Consider the following 16,676-nt stretch of genomic DNA (forward strand, 5'->3'; position numbering starts at 1 on the left):
GACACATCGGGTCGTCACGACCCGGCTCGCGTCGAGAGCCCGGGCGCCGAACCGCGGAACCCCGCCAAGCGGCAAGTCTCCGCAACCCGCGCCTGCCATATCCCGGATGTTCTCTGCCCGGGCCGAAAGGACACCACCATCGTGACTGACTCCACCACCCCTGCGCCGACGGCGACGCAGCTCGGGCGCATGAAGCTCGCCGAGCTCCAGGCCCTCGCCGCCGAGCGCGGCATCCCCGGGGCCGCGAAGCTCCGCAAGGGCGACCTCGTGGCAGCCCTCACGGCGGGCGACGCGCCCGTCGAGGCGGCGCCCGCCGTCGAGCCGGCGCCGGCCGCCGCGCCCGCGCTGATCGAGGCGGAGGCCGTGGCCGCGCCGGTCGAGGCGGCTCCCGTCGTCGAGTCCGCGCCCGCGAAGGCGCCGCGTCGCGCCTCGCGCCGCGTCAGCGCCTCCACCGGCGAGACCGCGGCCCTCGCCGCGCAGATCGCCGAGGAGGCCGCCGCCGCGCAGGCCTCCGGCCGCGTCGCCTCCGCGCCCGCCGCGGCGCCCGAGACCGGGACCGCCTCCGCGTCCGAGTCCGAGGACGCGCCGGCCGAGGCCGAGGCGCCCAAGCAGGGCTCGCGCCGCTCGCGCGGCTCGCGCCGCGCCGCCTCCGAGCACGCCGCCGGCGCCCAGACCGGCACCGAGCCCGAGGCGGAGGCCGAGGCCGGCTCCGAGGAGCAGCCCGCCCAGGGCGAGGGCTCCGAGGGTCAGCAGGAGGGCGGCTCCGGACGCTCGCGCAACCGCCGCAACCGCGGCAAGGGCGGCCAGCAGAACCAGCAGCAGGGCCAGAACGGCCAGCAGCAGGGCGGCCAGCAGAACCAGAACGGCCAGCAGAACCAGGGCGGCGGCCTCCGCTCCGACGACGACGAGCAGGCCGGCGAGGGACGCCGCAGCCGCAACCGGGACCGCAAGCGCGGCCGCGGCGCCCAGAACGACGAGATCGAGCCGGAGCTCAGCGACGACGACGTCCTCATCCCCATCGCGGGCATCCTCGACGTCCTCGACAACTACGCCTTCGTGCGGACCTCCGGCTACCTGCCCGGTCCGAACGACGTCTACGTCTCGCTCGGCCAGGTGAAGAAGTACCACCTGCAGAAGGGCGACGCCGTCATCGGCGCCATCCGCCAGCCGCGCGAGGGCGACAGCCAGGGCGGCCGCCAGAAGTTCAACGCGCTCGTGAAGATCGACTCGGTCAACAGCCTCCCCGTCGAGCAGCTCGCGAACCGGGTGCAGTTCGGCGACCTCACGCCGATCTACCCCAACGAGCGCCTCCGCCTCGAGACCACGCCCGAGAAGCTCTCGACGCGGATCATCGACCTCATCGCGCCCATCGGCAAGGGCCAGCGCGGTCTCATCGTCGCGCCGCCGAAGGCCGGCAAGACCCTCATCCTCCAGGCGATCGCGAAGGCCATCTCGATCAACAACCCGGAGGCGCACATCATGGTGGTCCTCGTGGACGAGCGTCCCGAGGAGGTCACCGACATGCAGCGCTCGGTGAAGGGCGAGGTCATCGCCTCGACCTTCGACCGCCCCGCCGAGGACCACACGACGCTCGCGGAGCTCGCGATCGAGCGCGCCAAGCGCCTCGTCGAGCTCGGCGAGGACGTCGTCGTGCTCCTCGACTCGATCACGCGCCTCGGCCGCGCGTACAACCTCGCCTCGCCGGCCTCCGGCCGCATCCTCTCGGGCGGCGTCGACGCCTCGGCGCTCTACCCGCCGAAGCGCTTCTTCGGCGCGGCGCGCAACATCGAGGGCGGCGGCTCGCTGACGATCCTGGCGACGGCGCTCGTCGAGACCGGCTCGAAGATGGACGAGGTGATCTTCGAGGAGTTCAAGGGCACCGGCAACATGGAGCTCCGCCTCTCGCGCGCGCTCGCCGACAAGCGGATCTTCCCCGCGGTCGACATCTACGCGTCCTCGACGCGTCGCGAGGAGGAGCTCCTCTCGAACGACGAGGTCAAGATCACCTGGCGCCTCCGCCGCGCGCTCGCGGGCCTCGAGCTCCAGCAGCAGCTGGAGTCGGTGCTCTCGAAGCTCAAGGAGACGGGCTCGAACACCGAGTTCCTCGTCCAGATCCAGAAGGCGCTGCCGCAGGGCGGCAACGGCAACGGCGGCTCGGGCCACCACGCCGGCCACAAGGAGTAGGCATGTTCGAGTCGGTCGCCGGGCTGCTGGCCGAGCACAGGGAGCTCGAGCAGCAGCTCGCCGACCCGGCCATCCACGCGGATGCCGGGCGGGCGAAGCGGGTCAACCGCCGCTACGCGGAGCTCAGCCGCATCGCGCATGCGCACGCCGCGTGGACGCAGGCGGGGGAGGACCTCGAGGCGGCGCGCGAGCTCGCGAAGGAGGACGAGGCCTTCGCCGCCGAGGTGCCCGGTCTCGAGGAGGCCCTCGAGTCCTCGCAGGAGAAGCTCCGGCGCCTCCTCATCCCGCGCGATCCCGATGACGGCCGCGACGTGATCATGGAGATCAAGGGCGGTGAGGGCGGCGAGGAGTCGGCGCTCTTCGCGGCCGACCTGCTCCGCATGTACACGCACTACGCCGAGTCGCGGGGCTGGAAGACGGAGCTCCTCGAGCGCACCGAGTCCGACCTCGGCGGCTACAAGGACGTGCAGGTCGCGATCAAGTCGAACGCGAGCGACCCGGCGCAGGGCGTCTGGGCGACCCTGAAGTACGAGGGCGGCGTGCACCGCGTGCAGCGCGTTCCGGCGACGGAGTCGCAGGGCCGCATCCACACCTCGACGACGGGCGTGCTCGTCTTCCCCGAGGTGGATGAGCCCGAGGAGGTCGTGATCGACCAGAACGACCTCAAGATCGACGTCTACCGCTCCTCCGGCCCTGGCGGCCAGAGCGTCAACACGACGGACTCGGCGGTGCGCATCACGCACCTCCCGACCGGCATCGTCGTGTCGATGCAGAACGAGAAGTCGCAGCTGCAGAACCGCGAGGCGGGGATGCGGGTGCTCCGCGCACGCATCCTCGCGCGCCAGCAGGAGGAGCTCGCGGCCGCCGCCTCGGACGCGCGCCGGAGCCAGATCCGCACCATGGACCGCTCCGAGCGCATCCGCACGTACAACTTCCCCGAGAACCGCATCGCCGACCACCGCACCGGCTACAAGGCCTACAACCTCGACGCGGTCATGAACGGCGCCCTCCAGCCCGTCATCGAATCCTGCATCCAGGCCGACGAGGAGGCCAGACTGGCGGAGCTCGGCGACGAGTCCGGCTCGTGAGCGTCGTGACCGGCCAGCTCGACGCGCTCCGCACGGTCGCCGGCCTCCGCGCCCACGCCGTGCGGGTGCTCGGCGCGGCCGGCATCGGCGCGCCGGAGGTGGATGCGGAGCTGCTGCTCGCGCACGTGCTCGGCCTGAGCCGCGGCCAGGTGCAGGCGAAGGCGCTCGTCGACGCGCCCGTGGACGCCGAGCAGGCCTTCCAGGCGATCGAGGCCGTCGAGCGGCGCGCGTCGCGGGAGCCGCTGCAGCACATCACCGGGCGCGCCCCCTTCCGCCACCTGGAGCTCTCGGTCGGCCCGGGTGTCTTCGTCCCGCGGCCCGAGACGGAGCTCACGGCGCAGATCGCGCTCGACGCGCTCCTCGCGGTGCCGTCGCCCTCCCCGCTCGCGGTCGACCTCGGCACCGGCAGCGGTGCGATCGCCCTGGCGCTCGCGACCGAGGCGCCGCACGCGCGCGTCATCGCGGTCGAGAACCAGACGGCCGCCTTCGTCTGGGCGAAGCAGAACGCGCGCGAGCAGGGCGCCGAGAACCTCCGCCTCGTCTTCGACGATCTGGCGCGGGCGCTCCCGGAGCTCGACGGCCAGGTGGACGTCGTCGTCTCCAACCCGCCCTACATCCCCGCGGCGGCGATCCCGCGCGACCCCGAGGTCCGCCTCCACGACCCGGAGACGGCGCTCTACGGCGGCGCGGACGGGCTGGACGTCGTGCGCGCGCTGTCGGTCCGAGCCCACGCGCTCGCGCGTCCGGGCGGAGCGCTCGTGATCGAGCACGGCGAGCCGCAGGGCGCCGAGATCCGCGCGATCCTCGAGGCGGACGGCTGGCGCGCGACCGCGACCCACCGCGATCTCCTCGGCCGCGATCGCGTGACCACGGCCTCCCGCTAGGTCGCTCCCGCTCGTCGAGGAGGAGGCGTGCCGATTCTCGGAGAATCCCGTCGAATCCCGTTCCCCGGGTGCAGATCGCGCCGGATCTCCGAGGATCGGCACAGCTCGCCGCCCGTCGGGGAGCGCGCGACGCCGTCGCACGCGCCTCGAGACGCGTCCGGTCGTCAGCCGGCGGAGGCCGCGAAGGCCTCGACGGCGGCGCGCAGCGTTCCCGGCCCGCGGACCGTGTGCACGGAGATCCCGAGGGATGCGGCCGACTCGGTGTTCGCGATGAGGTCGTCGGCGAAGAAGGTGCTCGCGGCGGGCGCGCCGTAGGCGTCGAGCACGCGCTCGAAGACGCGCGGGTCCGGCTTCCGCGCGCCGTAGCGGCTCGTCGCCCGCAGGTGCTCGCGGCCGATCACGGGCACGAGCTCGGGGGCGAGCTCGTGGAGGTGCTCGTCGGCGAGCGGGCCGTTGTTCGTGAGCAGCGTGACCTGCCCGAGCTCCGCGGCGCGCGCGACGGCCTCGACCGCCTCCGCCCGCGGCCGCATCGCGCCGCCGCGGTTGGCGACCCAGTCGGCGCGCTCGAAGCCCGTGCCGAGCGCTCGATTGAAGGCGGCGAGGTAGGCGTCGCCGTCGGCGAAGCCGCCCGCCTCGGCGGCGAGTTCGCCCTCCCGCGTCCACCAGCGGGAGCGCAGCTCGCCGAGGTCGTGACCGGTCAGAGCGCTGAGGCCCGACATCCGGTGCCGCCAGTCGTAGTCGTAGAGGACGTCGTCCATGTCGAAGACGAAGAGGAGCATGATGGCTCCATCCTCGCCCATCGCGCAGGTTCCGCCCGACCGGGCAACTAGCATGGGAGCCGACATGGCTCCCCTCTTCGACAGCTCGGACCCGGCGGCGCTCCTCTCGGGCATGCGCCTCGCGCGGCAGGCGATCGCGCGCGGCGAGCTGGCGGTCATCCCGACCGACACGGTCTACGGGGTCGCGGCGGATGCCTTCCAGCCCGAGGCGGTCCAGCGCCTCCTGGATGCGAAGGGCCGCGATCGCACCGCCCCGCCGCCCGTGCTCGTGCCCGGCGTCGAGCAGCTCGGCGCCCTCGCGGATCCGGTGCCGACCGAGGTGCACGCCCTCGTCGAGGAGTTCTGGCCGGGCGGGCTCACGATCATCCTCCGCTCGCGTCCCATGCTCGACTGGGATCTGGGGGAGACCCGCGGCACGGTCGCCCTCCGCATGCCGGACGAGCCGCTCGCCCTCGAGCTCCTCGCCGACACGGGCCCGCTCGCGGTCTCGAGCGCGAACCGCACGGGGGAGCCCGCCGCCCTGACCGCGGCGGAGGCGGAGGCGATGCTCGGCGACTCGGTCGCCGTGTACCTCGAGGCCGGCCTCATCGGCGACGCCGACCACGAGCTCGCGCGCGCCGGCTCGACGATCGTCGACGCGACGGCGCTCGAGTATCCGGCGGGGAAGCTGCGGATCCTGCGGCACGGCGTCATCGCCGACGAGGACATCATCCGCGTGGTCGGAGCCGATCGGTGCGCATAGTCTTCTACGGCCTCGTCGCGCTCATCGCGGCCGGGGTCACCTTCTCGCTCGCGCTCCTCATCTGGCGGCTGAGCGTGCGGTTCCGGCTCTACCCGAAGATCCGCGAGCGCGACGTCCACTCCCGCCCGACGCCGCGGCTGGGCGGGGTGGCGATGTTCTTCGGCGTGATCGCCGCCTTCGCGGTCGCCTCGCAGCTCCCGAGCTTCTCGATCGTGTTCTCGGAGCCCGGCAAGATCCTCGGCCTCCTCGGCGCCGCCCTCCTCATCGTGCTCATCGGCGCGGCCGACGACATCTGGGATCTCGACTGGCTCACGAAGCTCGCGGGCCAGCTCATCGCGGCCGGCCTCATGGCGTGGCAGGGGATCCAGATCATCTCGGTGCCGCTGCCCGGCGTGCGCGCGCTGCCGTCGCCGATCATCTCGCTGCTGCTCACCGTCGTGATCGTGGTCCTCGTGATGAACGCCGTGAACTTCATCGACGGGCTCGACGGGCTCGTCGCGGGGGTCGCGATCATCGCGAACGGCGTGTTCTTCATCTACAGCTACACGATCTCCTACGGGCAGACGGAGCAGAGCGACTACTTCAACCTCGCGCAGCTCATCACCGCGATCCTCATCGGCGCGTGCCTGGGCTTCCTGCCGCTCAACTGGCACCGGGCGAAGCTGTTCATGGGGGATGCGGGGGCGCTGCTGACAGGCCTGCTCATGGCCGCCTCGACGGTCGCCGTCACGGGGCAGATCGACCCGGACCGGGTCGCGCAGGCCGAGCTGCTGCTGCCGGCGTTCATCCCGATCCTGCTGCCCTTCGCGGTGCTCGTCGTGCCGCTGCTCGACTTCAGCCTCGCCGTGATCCGGCGTCTCAGCGCCGGGAAGTCGCCCTTCAGCGCCGACCGCAAGCACCTCCACCACCGCCTGCTCGACATGGGGCACTCGCACTTCCACGCGGTCCTGATCTTCTACGCCTGGACGGCGGCCGCGAGCGTCGGCTGCCTGCTGTTCCTCTTCACCGACTGGTGGTGGGCCGTCACGGTCACGAGCGCCGGCCTCGTGGTCTGCACGATCGTGACGCTGTCGCCGCTCAGTCGCCGCAAGGCCGTCGAGGCCGCGGTCCAGGCCGCGGGCTCCGAGCGCACCGACGCCTCCCTCGCCCGCTTCGATCCGCTGGATGCCGCGGCGGCCGAGGAGCCCGAGGACGCCGCCCCCTCCGAGGCGGAGGCGGACGCGGTCCTCGAGCGGATCGCCACCGGACCGATCACGACCGGCGCGATCTCGCGCCGCAGCACCGAGGAGGACGCCGAGTGAGCGCCGCCCCCATCCTGACCCTCGCCCTCCGCTACGGCGGCATCCTCGCGGGCGCCGTCGCCGTGCTGGGCTCGATCGTCGGCTTCCTCGTCGCGGGGATGCCGGGGCTGGCGGCCGCGCTCATCGCGGCCGGTGCGGTCGCCCTGTTCCTCGGGCTCACGGCCGCGAGCATCCTCATCGCCGCGCGGGTCACGGCGGGGGATCCCGGCAGCCCGCTCTTCTTCGGCATCGTGCTCGGCGCGTGGCTCCTCAAGCTCGTGCTCTTCCTCGTGCTCACGATCTGGCTCCGCGGCCAGGCCTGGCTCGACCCCTACGTCTTCTTCGTGACGGTCGTCGTGGCCGTGCTCGGCTCTCTCGTCGTCGACGTGCTCGCCTTCCAGCGTGCCCGCGTGCCCTACGTGAGCGATGCGCAGGAGCCCGAGAAGCCGCTCGACTGAGCGGTCCTCTGGTCCCCGACCCCTGTCTCCTACTGATAGGGTTGGGTACACATTCCCCAGTCGATCGCCGCGCGTCGCCGCGCCCCGATTCAGGAGAACGCGCTGCTACTCAACGCTCTCACCCTCGTGTCATCCGCCCCCGCGGCCCTGGCCGGCGTGCTCCCGATCGCCGCCGGCGGTGACGGGGAGTTCCACGGTCCCTCGCTGGAGGAGTTCTTCCCTCCCGTGATCGCCTTCGAGGGCACGCCCTTCGAGCTCAACCGGATCATGCTGATCCGCCTGCTCGTCGTCGCGCTGCTCCTCATCTGGCTCTTCATCGCGACGCGCAAGATGTCGCTCGTGCCCAAGCGCGGCCAGGTCATCAACGAGTTCCTGTTCGGCTTCGTGCGGAACAACATCATCATCGAGACGCTCGGCGAGAAGGACGGCAAGCGCTTCATGCCGGTTCTCATGGCGATGTTCTTCTTCATCGTCGGCATGAACGTCACCGGCATCGTCCCGGGCCTCAACATCGCGGGGTCCTCGGTCATCGGCCTGCCGCTCGTGCTCGCGCTCGTCTCCTACGTGCTCTTCATCTACGCGGGGCTGCGCAAGCACCCGGGCTCGTTCCTCAAGAACTCGCTCTTCCCGAGCGGCGTCCCGTGGTATCTGTACTTCATCGTCACCCCGATCGAGTTCATCTCGACCTTCATCCTCCGCCCGGTCACGCTCGCCATCCGTCTTCTCATGAACATGGTCGCGGGCCACATGCTGCTCGTGCTCTGCTTCTCGGCGACGCACTTCTTCCTCTTCACCGCAGGCGGCTTCTTCGGGCTGTTCAGCATCGGAACCTTCGCCTTCGGCTTCGCGTTCACGCTCTTCGAGCTGCTCGTCGCCGTGCTCCAGGCCTACGTCTTCACCCTGCTCACCGCCGTCTACATCCAGCTCGCGCTGGCTGAAGAGCACTGAGAACACGTCCAGGCACCCCGCCTCGGATCCCAACCCCCTCTGGAAGGAAACACAGTGAACCTCGCTGAGATCACCGGTCACCTCGCTCCGCTCGCCTTCGGCGTGGCCACCATCGGCCCGGCCATCGGCGTCGGCATCGTCGTCGGCAAGACCGTCGAGTCGGTCGCCCGTCAGCCGGAGCTCCAGGGCCGCCTCACCGGCCTCATGTTCCTCGGCATCGCCTTCACCGAGGCGCTCGCGTTCATCGCGATCGCCGTCGGCTTCATCCCCTTCCCGTAAGCACCACGTCGTAAGGAGGCGGAATGCTGTACGCATTCCAGACCGCGGTCGTCGCGGCCGAAGAGGGTGAGCAGATCAACCCGCTCATCCCGGCCGACTACGACATCATCTGGTCGGCGGTCGCGTTCGCGATCATCCTGGTGTTCTTCCTCGTCCGGGTGCTCCCGCGCCTGAACAAGATGCTCGACGAGCGCGCCGATGTCATCGAGGGCGGGATCAAGCGGGCCGAGAACGCGCAGGCCGAGGCCGCCGCGGCGCTCGACGAGTACAACAAGCAGCTCGCCGACGCCCGTGCCGAGGCCGCCCGCATCCGCGAGCAGGCCCGCGTCGACGGGCAGAAGATCGTCGCCGAGGCGAAGGAGCAGGCGACCGTCGAGGCGCAGCGCGTCACGACGAGCGCCCAGGCGCAGATCGACGCCGAGCGCGCGGCCGCGCTCGTCTCGCTGCGGTCCGAGGTCGGCTCCCTCGCGCTCGACCTCGCCTCGGGCGTCGTCGGCGAGGCGCTGAGCGACGACAAGAAGTCGACCGCCCTCGTGGACCGCTTCCTCGCGGACCTCGAGTCGGCTGAGAAGGCGAAGGCGGGCAAGTAGTGGGATCCGCGACCAGGCAGGCGCTCCAGGCGGCCAAGTCCGCCCTCGCGTCCACGCGCGGCGTGAAGCTCGAGACCGGCGAGCAGCTGCTCGCCGCCGGGCGCGCCGTCGACGGCTCCGCGCAGCTGCGGGCGCTCCTGGCCGACCCCGCGGTGCCGGAGTCCGACAAGACGGCCATCATCGGCCGCGTCTTCGGCTCCTTCGATGCGCCCGCGACGAAGCTCCTCGGCACCCTGGCCGGTGTGCGCTGGTCCAGCGCGGCCGAGCTCGTGGACGGCATCGAGGAGATCGGCATCCGCGCGGTCGCGATGGCGTCGAGGGACGACATCGTGGGCGAGCTGTTCGCCTTCGGGGCCGCGGTCGCGAGCGACGCGGAGCTCGAGCTCGCGGTCGGCGCGAAGCTGAGCGACCCCGCCGGCAAGGTGGCGCTCGTCGAGCGTCTCCTCGGCGGGCGGGCCTCGGCCTCGACCACCGCGATCGTGCGGCACCTCGTCCAGAGCCCGCGCGGCCGCCGCATCGGCGCCCTCGTCGCCCAGGCCGCGCGCATCGTCGCCGACTCGGGCGACGCGATCGTCGCGACGGTGACCGCCGCCTCCGCCCCCTCCGCCGCGCAGCTCAAGAAGCTCACGGCGGCGCTCGCGGCCCAGTACGGCCGCACCCCGCGGATCAACCTCGTGATCGACCCCGCCATCCTCGGCGGCCTCCGGGTGCAGGTCGGCGACGACGTCATCGACGGCAGCGTCTCGGCGCGGCTGCAGGACCTCAGAATTCAGCTCGCCGGCTGACCCGGCCAGGCGCACAGATAGGAACGCAATGACTGACATCAGCATCAGCCCGGACGAGATCCGCGATGCCCTGAAGGACTTCGCGAAGAGCTACACGCCCTCCGCGGCGGCCACCACCGAGGTCGGCACCGTCGTGGACGCGGCGGACGGCATCGCCCACGTCGAGGGCCTCCCCGGCGTCATGGCGAACGAGCTCATCAAGTTCGAGGACGGCACGCTCGGCCTCGCGCTGAACCTCGATGAGAACGAGATCGGCGTCATCGTCCTGGGCGAGTTCACCGGCATCCAGGAGGGCCAGCCCGTCACCCGCACGGGCGAGGTCCTCTCGGTCCCCGTCGGCGACGAGTTCCTCGGCCGCGTCGTCGACCCGCTCGGCCAGGCCATCGACGGCCTCGGCGAGATCACGGGCGAGGCGCGTCGCGCGCTCGAGCTCCAGGCTCCCGGCGTCATGGCGCGCAAGTCGGTCCACGAGCCGCTCCAGACCGGCATCAAGGCGATCGACGCCATGATCCCCGTCGGCCGCGGCCAGCGTCAGCTCATCATCGGCGACCGCCAGACCGGCAAGACCGCGATCGCGATCGACACGATCATCAACCAGAAGGCCAACTGGGATTCGGGCGACCCCGAGAAGCAGGTCCGCTGCATCTACGTCGCCATCGGCCAGAAGGGCTCCACGATCGCCTCCGTCAAGGGCGCGCTCGAGGACGCCGGCGCGATGGAGTACACCACCATCGTCGCGGCGCCCGCCTCCGACCCCGCGGGCTTCAAGTACCTCGCCCCCTACACCGGCTCGGCCATCGGCCAGCACTGGATGTACGGCGGCAAGCACGTCCTCGTCATCTTCGACGACCTGTCGAAGCAGGCCGAGGCGTACCGCGCCGTGTCCCTCCTCCTCCGCCGCCCGCCGGGGCGCGAGGCCTACCCGGGCGATGTCTTCTACCTGCACTCCCGCCTGCTCGAGCGCTGCGCGAAGCTCTCCGACGAGCTCGGCGCGGGCTCGATGACCGGCCTCCCGATCATCGAGACCAAGGCGAACGACGTCTCGGCGTATATCCCGACCAACGTGATCTCGATCACCGACGGCCAGATCTTCCTCCAGTCGGACCTGTTCAACGCGAACCAGCGTCCCGCGGTGGACGTCGGCATCTCGGTGTCACGCGTCGGCGGCGACGCGCAGGTGAAGAGCATCAAGAAGGTCTCCGGCACGCTCAAGCTCGAGCTCGCCCAGTACCGCTCGCTCGAGGCCTTCGCGATGTTCGCCTCCGACCTCGACGCGGCCTCGCGCCGTCAGCTCGCCCGAGGCGCCCGCCTCACCGAGCTGCTCCGCCAGCCGCAGTACTCGCCGTACCCCGTCGAGGAGCAGGTCGTCTCGATCTGGGCCGGCACGAACGGCCACCTCGACGAGGTCCCGGTTGAGGACGTGCTCCGCTTCGAGCGCGAGCTGCTCGATGAGCTGAACCGCAACACCGACATCCTCTCGACGCTCCGCGACACGAACGTCCTCGACGACGACACCGTCGCGAAGCTCCAGTCCGCGGTCGAGGACTTCAAGAAGGGCTTCCAGACCGGCGAGGGCCGCGCGCTCGACGCGCCCGGCACCGAGCAGGTCGACGAGATGCCGCTCGAGGACATCAACCAGGAGAAGATCGTCAAGTCGCGCCGCTAGGCGCCGCGTGACCATCCGACCAGCCCGATCCAGAAGGAAGTGACGACATGGGAGCCCAGCTTCGGGTCTACCGGCAGAAGATCCGCTCTGCCCAGACGACCAAGAAGATCACCCGTGCCATGGAGCTGATCTCGGCGTCGCGCATCCAGAAGGCGCAGCAGCGCGTCAAGGCGTCCACGCCGTACGCGCGCGCCGTCACCCGCGCGGTGTCCGCGGTCGCGACCTACTCGAACGTCGACCACATCCTCACGACGGAGGCCGAGAAGCCGACGCGTGCGGCCATCGTCCTCTTCACCTCCGACCGCGGCCTCGCGGGCGCGTTCAACTCGCAGGTCATCCGCGAGGCGGGCGAGCTCCGGGCCCGGCTCGAGGGGGAGGGCAAGGAGGTCGTCCACTACCTGATCGGCCGCAAGGCGGTGCAGTACTTCCAGTTCCGCCGCCGCGAGTCCGAGCAGCAGTGGGTCGGCGGCACCGACAGCCCCGAGTTCGAGACGGCCCGCGAGATCGGCCAGGCCATCGTGGACAAGTTCGTCCAGCCGACGGCGGAGGGCGGGGTGGACGAGATCCACGTCGTCTACAACCGCTTCGTCTCGATGCTGACGCAGACGCCGGAGACGGTCCGCCTGCTCCCGCTCGAGGTCGTGGAGGGCATGGACGAGCCCGGGGCGAAGGACATCCTCCCGCTCTACGAGTTCGAGCCGGATGCCGACCGCGTGCTGGACTCGCTCCTGCCCGTCTACATCGAGAGCCGCATCTTCAACGCCATGCTCCAGTCGGCGGCGGCGAAGCACGCGGCCACCCAGAAGGCGATGAAGGCCGCGAGCGACAACGCCGACGGCCTCATCCGCGACTACACCCGGCTGGCGAACAACGCGCGCCAGGCCGAGATCACGCAGCAGATCTCCGAGATCGTGGGCGGCGCCGACGCCCTCAGCTCGAAGTAACCCACACGAGAGAAGACAGAACAATGGTTGCCACCGCGAAGAAGCCCGCCTCGACGGACTCCGCCGCCGGCGTGGGACGCGTCTCCCGCGTCACCGGCCCGGTCGTCGACATCGAGTTCCCTCACGACGCCATCCCCGAGGTCTACAACGCCCTCAAGACCACGATCACGATCGGCGACACGTCGACCGAGATCACGCTCGAGGTCGCCCAGCACCTCGGCGACGACGTCATCCGCGCGATCGCGCTGAAGCCGACGGACGGCATCGTCCGCGGTCAGGAGGTCCGCGACACCGGTGCCGCGATCTCGGTGCCCGTCGGCGACGTGACCAAGGGCAAGGTCTTCGACGTGACCGGCGAGGTCCTCAACGCCGAGCCGGGCGAGCAGCTCGAGATCACCGAGCGCTGGCCGATCCACCGCAAGCCCCCGGCATTCGACCAGCTCGAGTCGAAGACCGCGCTCTTCGAGACCGGCATCAAGTCGATCGACCTCCTCACCCCCTACGTGCAGGGCGGCAAGATCGGCCTCTTCGGCGGTGCGGGCGTCGGCAAGACGGTCCTCATCCAGGAGATGATCCAGCGTGTCGCGCAGGACCACGGCGGCGTCTCGGTGTTCGCCGGTGTGGGCGAGCGCACCCGTGAGGGCAACGACCTCATCGGCGAGATGGAGGAGGCGGGCGTCTTCGACAAGACCGCCCTCGTCTTCGGCCAGATGGACGAGCCGCCGGGCACGCGCCTCCGGGTCGCGCTCTCCGCGCTGACCATGGCGGAGTACTTCCGCGACGTGCAGAAGCAGGACGTGCTCCTCTTCATCGACAACATCTTCCGCTTCACGCAGGCGGGCTCGGAGGTGTCGACGCTGCTCGGCCGCATGCCGTCGGCGGTGGGCTACCAGCCGAACCTCGCCGACGAGATGGGCATCCTCCAGGAGCGCATCACCTCGACGCGCGGCCACTCGATCACCTCGCTGCAGGCGATCTACGTCCCCGCGGACGACTACACCGACCCGGCGCCGGCGACGACCTTCGCGCACCTCGACGCCACGACGGAGCTCTCGCGAGAGATCGCCTCGAAGGGCCTCTACCCGGCGATCGACCCGCTGACCTCCTCCTCGCGGATCATGGACCCCCGCTACCTGGGCGAGGACCACTACCGTGTCGCGACCTCGGTCAAGCAGATCCTCCAGAAGAACAAGGAGCTGCAGGAGATCATCGCGATCCTCGGTGTCGACGAGCTCTCCGAGGAGGACAAGATCACGGTGTCGCGCGCGCGCCGGATCCAGCAGTTCCTCTCGCAGAACACCTACATGGCGAAGAAGTTCACCGGCGTCGAGGGCTCCACCGTCCCGCTCGCCGACACGATCGAGTCCTTCGACGCGATCGTCAAGGGCGACTTCGACCACGTCGCGGAGCAGGCGTTCTTCAACGTCGGCCCGATCACCGACGTCGAGGAGAAGTGGGCTCAGATCCAGAAGGAGAACGGCTGATCATGGCCGAGCTCCAGGTGAGCGTCGTCGCGGCCGACCACGAGGTGTGGTCGGGCGCGGCGAGGCAGATCATCGCCCGCACGACCGAGGGCGAGATCGGCATCCTGGCCGGGCACGAGCCCGTCCTGGCGATCCTCGCCGAGGGCGAGGTGCGCGTCACCACGGCCGAGGGCCAGGTCGTCACCGCCAAGGCGGATGACGGCTTCCTCTCGGTCGACAACGACGTCGTCACGATCGTCGCGGGCGCGGCCGAGCTCGTCTGAGCTCCGCAGAGCGATGCTCGTCGTCTTCGCGGGTCTGCCCGGCTCCGGCAAGAGCACGATCAGCGAGGTCGTCGGCAACCGCCTCGGCATGCCGGTCGTCTCGGTCGACCCGATCGAGTCCTCGATCCTGCGCGCCGGGATCGACTCCGACCAGCCGACCGGGCTCGCCGCCTACCTCGTGGCGGAGACCCTCGCGGAGTCCGTGCTCGCGAGCAGCGGGCCGGGCGTGATCGTGGATGCCGTGAACGCGGTCGAGCCGGCGCGCGAGCAGTGGCTCGGCCTCGCAGAGCGCCAGTCGGTGCCCCTGCGCTTCATCGAGGTGGTCTGCAGCGACGAGGAGCTCCACCGTGAGCGGCTCGAGACGCGCACCCGCACGAACCCGCAGCTGCGCGAGCCGGGCTGGCACCTCGTCGAGCAGGCGCTCGACGAATGGCAGGACTGGTCCGGGCTGAGCGCGGCGGTCCCGCGCATCACGCTCGACTCCAGCCGCGCGCTCGGCGAGAACGTCGATCAGGCGATCGCCTTCCTGGCCAGCTGACGTGCTGCTCCTGCTGCCGCCCTCGGAGACGAAGCGGGAGGGCGGGCCGGAGGGCACCGCCCTCGATCTCGACGCGCTCTCCTTCCCGCAGTTGGCGTCCGCCCGCCGGGCGGCCCTCGCCGAACTCCGCGCGCTCTCGACGAATCTCGAGACGGCGGCGGCGGCGCTGAAGCTCGGCCCGAAGGGGGCACCCGAGGCGGCGAAGAACCGGGTCGTCCGCTCCTCGCCCGTGCTCCCGGCGCTCGATCGCTTCGACGGGGTCCTGTTCGACGCGCTCGAGGCGGGTCGTCTGACGGCGGCGCAGCGCGAGTTCGCCGCGCGTCATGTCGCGGTGCACTCGGCCCTGTTCGGCCTCCTCGGTGCGCTCGATCCGATCCCGAGCTATCGGCTGTCGCACGACTCGCGGCTGCCAGGACGCACGCTCAAGGGCATCTGGCGCGAGCGGACGGGCGAGCTGCTCGCCGCCCACCCGGGGCTGATCATCGATGCGCGCTCCGAGGGGTACGCCGCGCTCGGCCCGTTGCCGCGGCGCCCGGATGCCGTCTTCCTCCGCGTCGTGAGCGAGGACGCCGGCGGCCGGAAGCGGGCGCTCAACCACTTCAACAAGCAGGCGAAGGGGCGCTTCGCGCGCGCCATCGTCGAATCCGGCGAGGTCCACGAGGATGTCGCCGGGCTGCTCGCCTGGGCCGCGCGCAGCGGCTGGCGTCTCGAGACCGGGGCGCCGGGCGAGCTCGACCTCGTCGTGTGAGTATCTAAAGGAGTCGCACCGCTCATCTATTGTCGATTCCATGCCAACAGATGATCATCTTGCTCGCCGAGTGCGGGACCTCATTTCCATGGCGACAGACGCGTTCGATCGCCGCAACGACGAGTTGGCTCCTATCGCACGACAGGCGATCGAAGAGACGCTCGCCACAGTTATGGGTGCTGTCGATGGGCCTGCGCTCTGGACTAGTTCACTGCGGCAAGAGCTCGAAGGCTTCTTCGATCGGCTTCCTACCCTCCTCGTAGATTCGACTGAGAGCTCAATACTCGATGCGGCCGTTGGGGCGCTGGAATCGCTTGAGACAGTAGCGAGCCAGTTTCGACTCGATCCGGGCGTGTATGCCGCCGACGATTTCGAATTCGAAGCGTCCAAGATCGCAGATTACGTCTTCGCAAGGGTCTCTCAGGTCAAAGATCAGATCGCGCTTGAGCGCGCGCGATTGTCCTACGAACGCGGGCTAGCGGCCGCGGAAGAGAGGGCGAGAGAGATCACGGCGCAGCTGGAGACTTCTGCAGATGCGGCACGAGATTCGGCAGGCATTATCGGAACAGCGAACCTTTCAACGTACTTCGAGAGCTACGCGTCAGATGAGCGACTGGCTTCAAACTGGTTCCGCGGTGCCGCTCTCGCAATGTTCGGTGTCGCAATCGCGATCGCAGCGCTGATGCCTGCACCAGGATCGGATGACTGGTCCGGCTTGATTCTGAGGATCGCGATCCTCGGAGGAATTGGCGGTCTCGGTGCCTATTTGGCTAGGCAGGCGAGCCAACATCGTGCCCAGTTCAACTGGGCGAAGGGTGTTCAAGTGCAATTGCAGTCGTTCCCGGCATTCATCGAGCCGGTGACTGACGTGTCGGCTCGCAACTCCATCTACGACGTGTTTGCCCGTCGTGTACTTGGTGACCCTCCCTCGAAAGACGGACGATCTACCGACGACATGCCGGCGAGTCCCGCGTACATGCACGAGCTGATGGCGCTGCTGGCGAGACGCGATTGAC

The 16,676-nt window shown here is 70.3% G+C and carries 18 protein-coding genes; 17 read left to right on the plus strand and 1 reads right to left on the minus strand.

Annotation, left to right across the window (positions count from 1 at the left end; genetic code table 11):
* Positions 1-141 precede the first annotated feature (141 nt).
* The 3 genes from rho to prmC are packed head-to-tail and all read left to right on the plus strand — an operon-like array spanning position 142 to position 4,156.
* Entirely contained in the window at positions 142-2,184 is a 2,043-nt protein-coding gene (gene rho, locus OF852_RS01470) for a transcription termination factor Rho (protein ID WP_442908638.1), read from the plus strand.
* A 2-nt stretch (positions 2,185-2,186) separates the two neighbouring features.
* Positions 2,187-3,272 carry a peptide chain release factor 1 gene (prfA, locus tag OF852_RS01475; RefSeq protein ID WP_271120044.1) on the plus strand — a complete coding sequence of 362 codons (1,086 nt, stop codon included), beginning with the start codon at positions 2,187-2,189 and terminating at the stop codon, positions 3,270-3,272.
* 5 nt (positions 3,273-3,277) lie between these two features.
* Positions 3,278-4,156, plus strand: a complete 879-nt coding sequence (gene prmC, locus OF852_RS01480) for a peptide chain release factor N(5)-glutamine methyltransferase (protein ID WP_442908653.1) — start codon at positions 3,278-3,280, stop codon at positions 4,154-4,156.
* A 164-nt stretch (positions 4,157-4,320) separates the two neighbouring features.
* On the opposite strand, the gene OF852_RS01485 is transcribed toward prmC, so the two are convergent.
* Complete coding sequence (locus OF852_RS01485; RefSeq protein WP_271120045.1) at positions 4,321-4,935, minus strand: HAD-IA family hydrolase; 615 nt, start codon at positions 4,933-4,935, stop codon at positions 4,321-4,323.
* Positions 4,936-4,999: 64 nt separating this feature from the next.
* Between OF852_RS01485 and OF852_RS01490 the strand changes: the two genes are divergently transcribed.
* The 14 genes from OF852_RS01490 (at position 5,000) to OF852_RS01555 (ending at position 16,675) form a co-directional block, all read left to right on the plus strand.
* Positions 5,000-5,677: an L-threonylcarbamoyladenylate synthase gene (locus OF852_RS01490; protein WP_271120046.1), complete on the plus strand. Its 678-nt coding sequence runs from the start codon at positions 5,000-5,002 to the stop codon at positions 5,675-5,677.
* Positions 5,674-6,978 carry a glycosyltransferase family 4 protein gene (locus tag OF852_RS01495; RefSeq protein ID WP_442908654.1) on the plus strand — a complete coding sequence of 435 codons (1,305 nt, stop codon included), beginning with the start codon at positions 5,674-5,676 and terminating at the stop codon, positions 6,976-6,978. The genes OF852_RS01490 and OF852_RS01495 overlap by 4 nt, the downstream gene beginning before the upstream one ends.
* Complete coding sequence (locus tag OF852_RS01500; protein ID WP_271120048.1) at positions 6,975-7,415, plus strand: hypothetical protein; 441 nt, start codon at positions 6,975-6,977, stop codon at positions 7,413-7,415. Before OF852_RS01495 ends, OF852_RS01500 begins: the two co-directional genes overlap by 4 nt.
* Before the next feature lie 126 nt (positions 7,416-7,541).
* A complete protein-coding gene (gene atpB / locus OF852_RS01505; RefSeq protein WP_271120049.1) occupies positions 7,542-8,363 on the plus strand; it encodes a F0F1 ATP synthase subunit A in 822 nt (273 codons plus the stop codon).
* A gap of 54 nt (positions 8,364-8,417) precedes the next feature.
* Entirely contained in the window at positions 8,418-8,642 is a 225-nt protein-coding gene (gene atpE / locus OF852_RS01510) for an ATP synthase F0 subunit C (RefSeq protein WP_271120050.1), read from the plus strand.
* Positions 8,643-8,665: 23 nt separating this feature from the next.
* Positions 8,666-9,232 (plus strand): F0F1 ATP synthase subunit B, encoded by a 567-nt coding sequence (locus OF852_RS01515; RefSeq protein WP_271120051.1) that lies wholly within the window; start codon positions 8,666-8,668, stop codon positions 9,230-9,232.
* On the plus strand, positions 9,232-10,017 hold the full coding sequence (locus OF852_RS01520; protein ID WP_271120052.1) for a F0F1 ATP synthase subunit delta: 786 nt from the start codon (positions 9,232-9,234) through the stop codon (positions 10,015-10,017). The genes OF852_RS01515 and OF852_RS01520 overlap by 1 nt, the downstream gene beginning before the upstream one ends.
* 28 nt (positions 10,018-10,045) lie before the next feature.
* Complete coding sequence (atpA, locus tag OF852_RS01525) at positions 10,046-11,683, plus strand: F0F1 ATP synthase subunit alpha (RefSeq protein ID WP_271120053.1); 1,638 nt, start codon at positions 10,046-10,048, stop codon at positions 11,681-11,683.
* Between the two features lie 47 nt (positions 11,684-11,730).
* Positions 11,731-12,627 (plus strand): F0F1 ATP synthase subunit gamma, encoded by an 897-nt coding sequence (locus OF852_RS01530; RefSeq protein ID WP_271120054.1) that lies wholly within the window; start codon positions 11,731-11,733, stop codon positions 12,625-12,627.
* 23 nt (positions 12,628-12,650) lie between these two features.
* The gene (atpD, locus tag OF852_RS01535) at positions 12,651-14,111 is read left to right on the plus strand and encodes a F0F1 ATP synthase subunit beta (RefSeq protein ID WP_271120055.1); all 1,461 of its coding nucleotides are present in this window, start codon (positions 12,651-12,653) and stop codon (positions 14,109-14,111) included.
* A gap of 2 nt (positions 14,112-14,113) precedes the next feature.
* Positions 14,114-14,374, plus strand: a complete 261-nt coding sequence (locus OF852_RS01540; RefSeq protein ID WP_271120056.1) for a F0F1 ATP synthase subunit epsilon — start codon at positions 14,114-14,116, stop codon at positions 14,372-14,374.
* A gap of 13 nt (positions 14,375-14,387) precedes the next feature.
* Entirely contained in the window at positions 14,388-14,912 is a 525-nt protein-coding gene (locus OF852_RS01545; protein ID WP_271120057.1) for an AAA family ATPase, read from the plus strand.
* Between the two features lies 1 nt (position 14,913).
* Positions 14,914-15,660 carry a YaaA family protein gene (locus OF852_RS01550; protein WP_271120058.1) on the plus strand — a complete coding sequence of 249 codons (747 nt, stop codon included), beginning with the start codon at positions 14,914-14,916 and terminating at the stop codon, positions 15,658-15,660.
* Between the two features lie 40 nt (positions 15,661-15,700).
* A complete protein-coding gene (locus OF852_RS01555) occupies positions 15,701-16,675 on the plus strand; it encodes a hypothetical protein (protein WP_271120059.1) in 975 nt (324 codons plus the stop codon).
* The last annotated feature ends 1 nt before the right edge of the window (position 16,676 follow it).

Origin of the sequence: Homoserinibacter sp. YIM 151385 (genome assembly GCF_027912415.1) — a bacterium.
In the GTDB taxonomy this organism is placed as follows: domain Bacteria; phylum Actinomycetota; class Actinomycetes; order Actinomycetales; family Microbacteriaceae; genus Schumannella.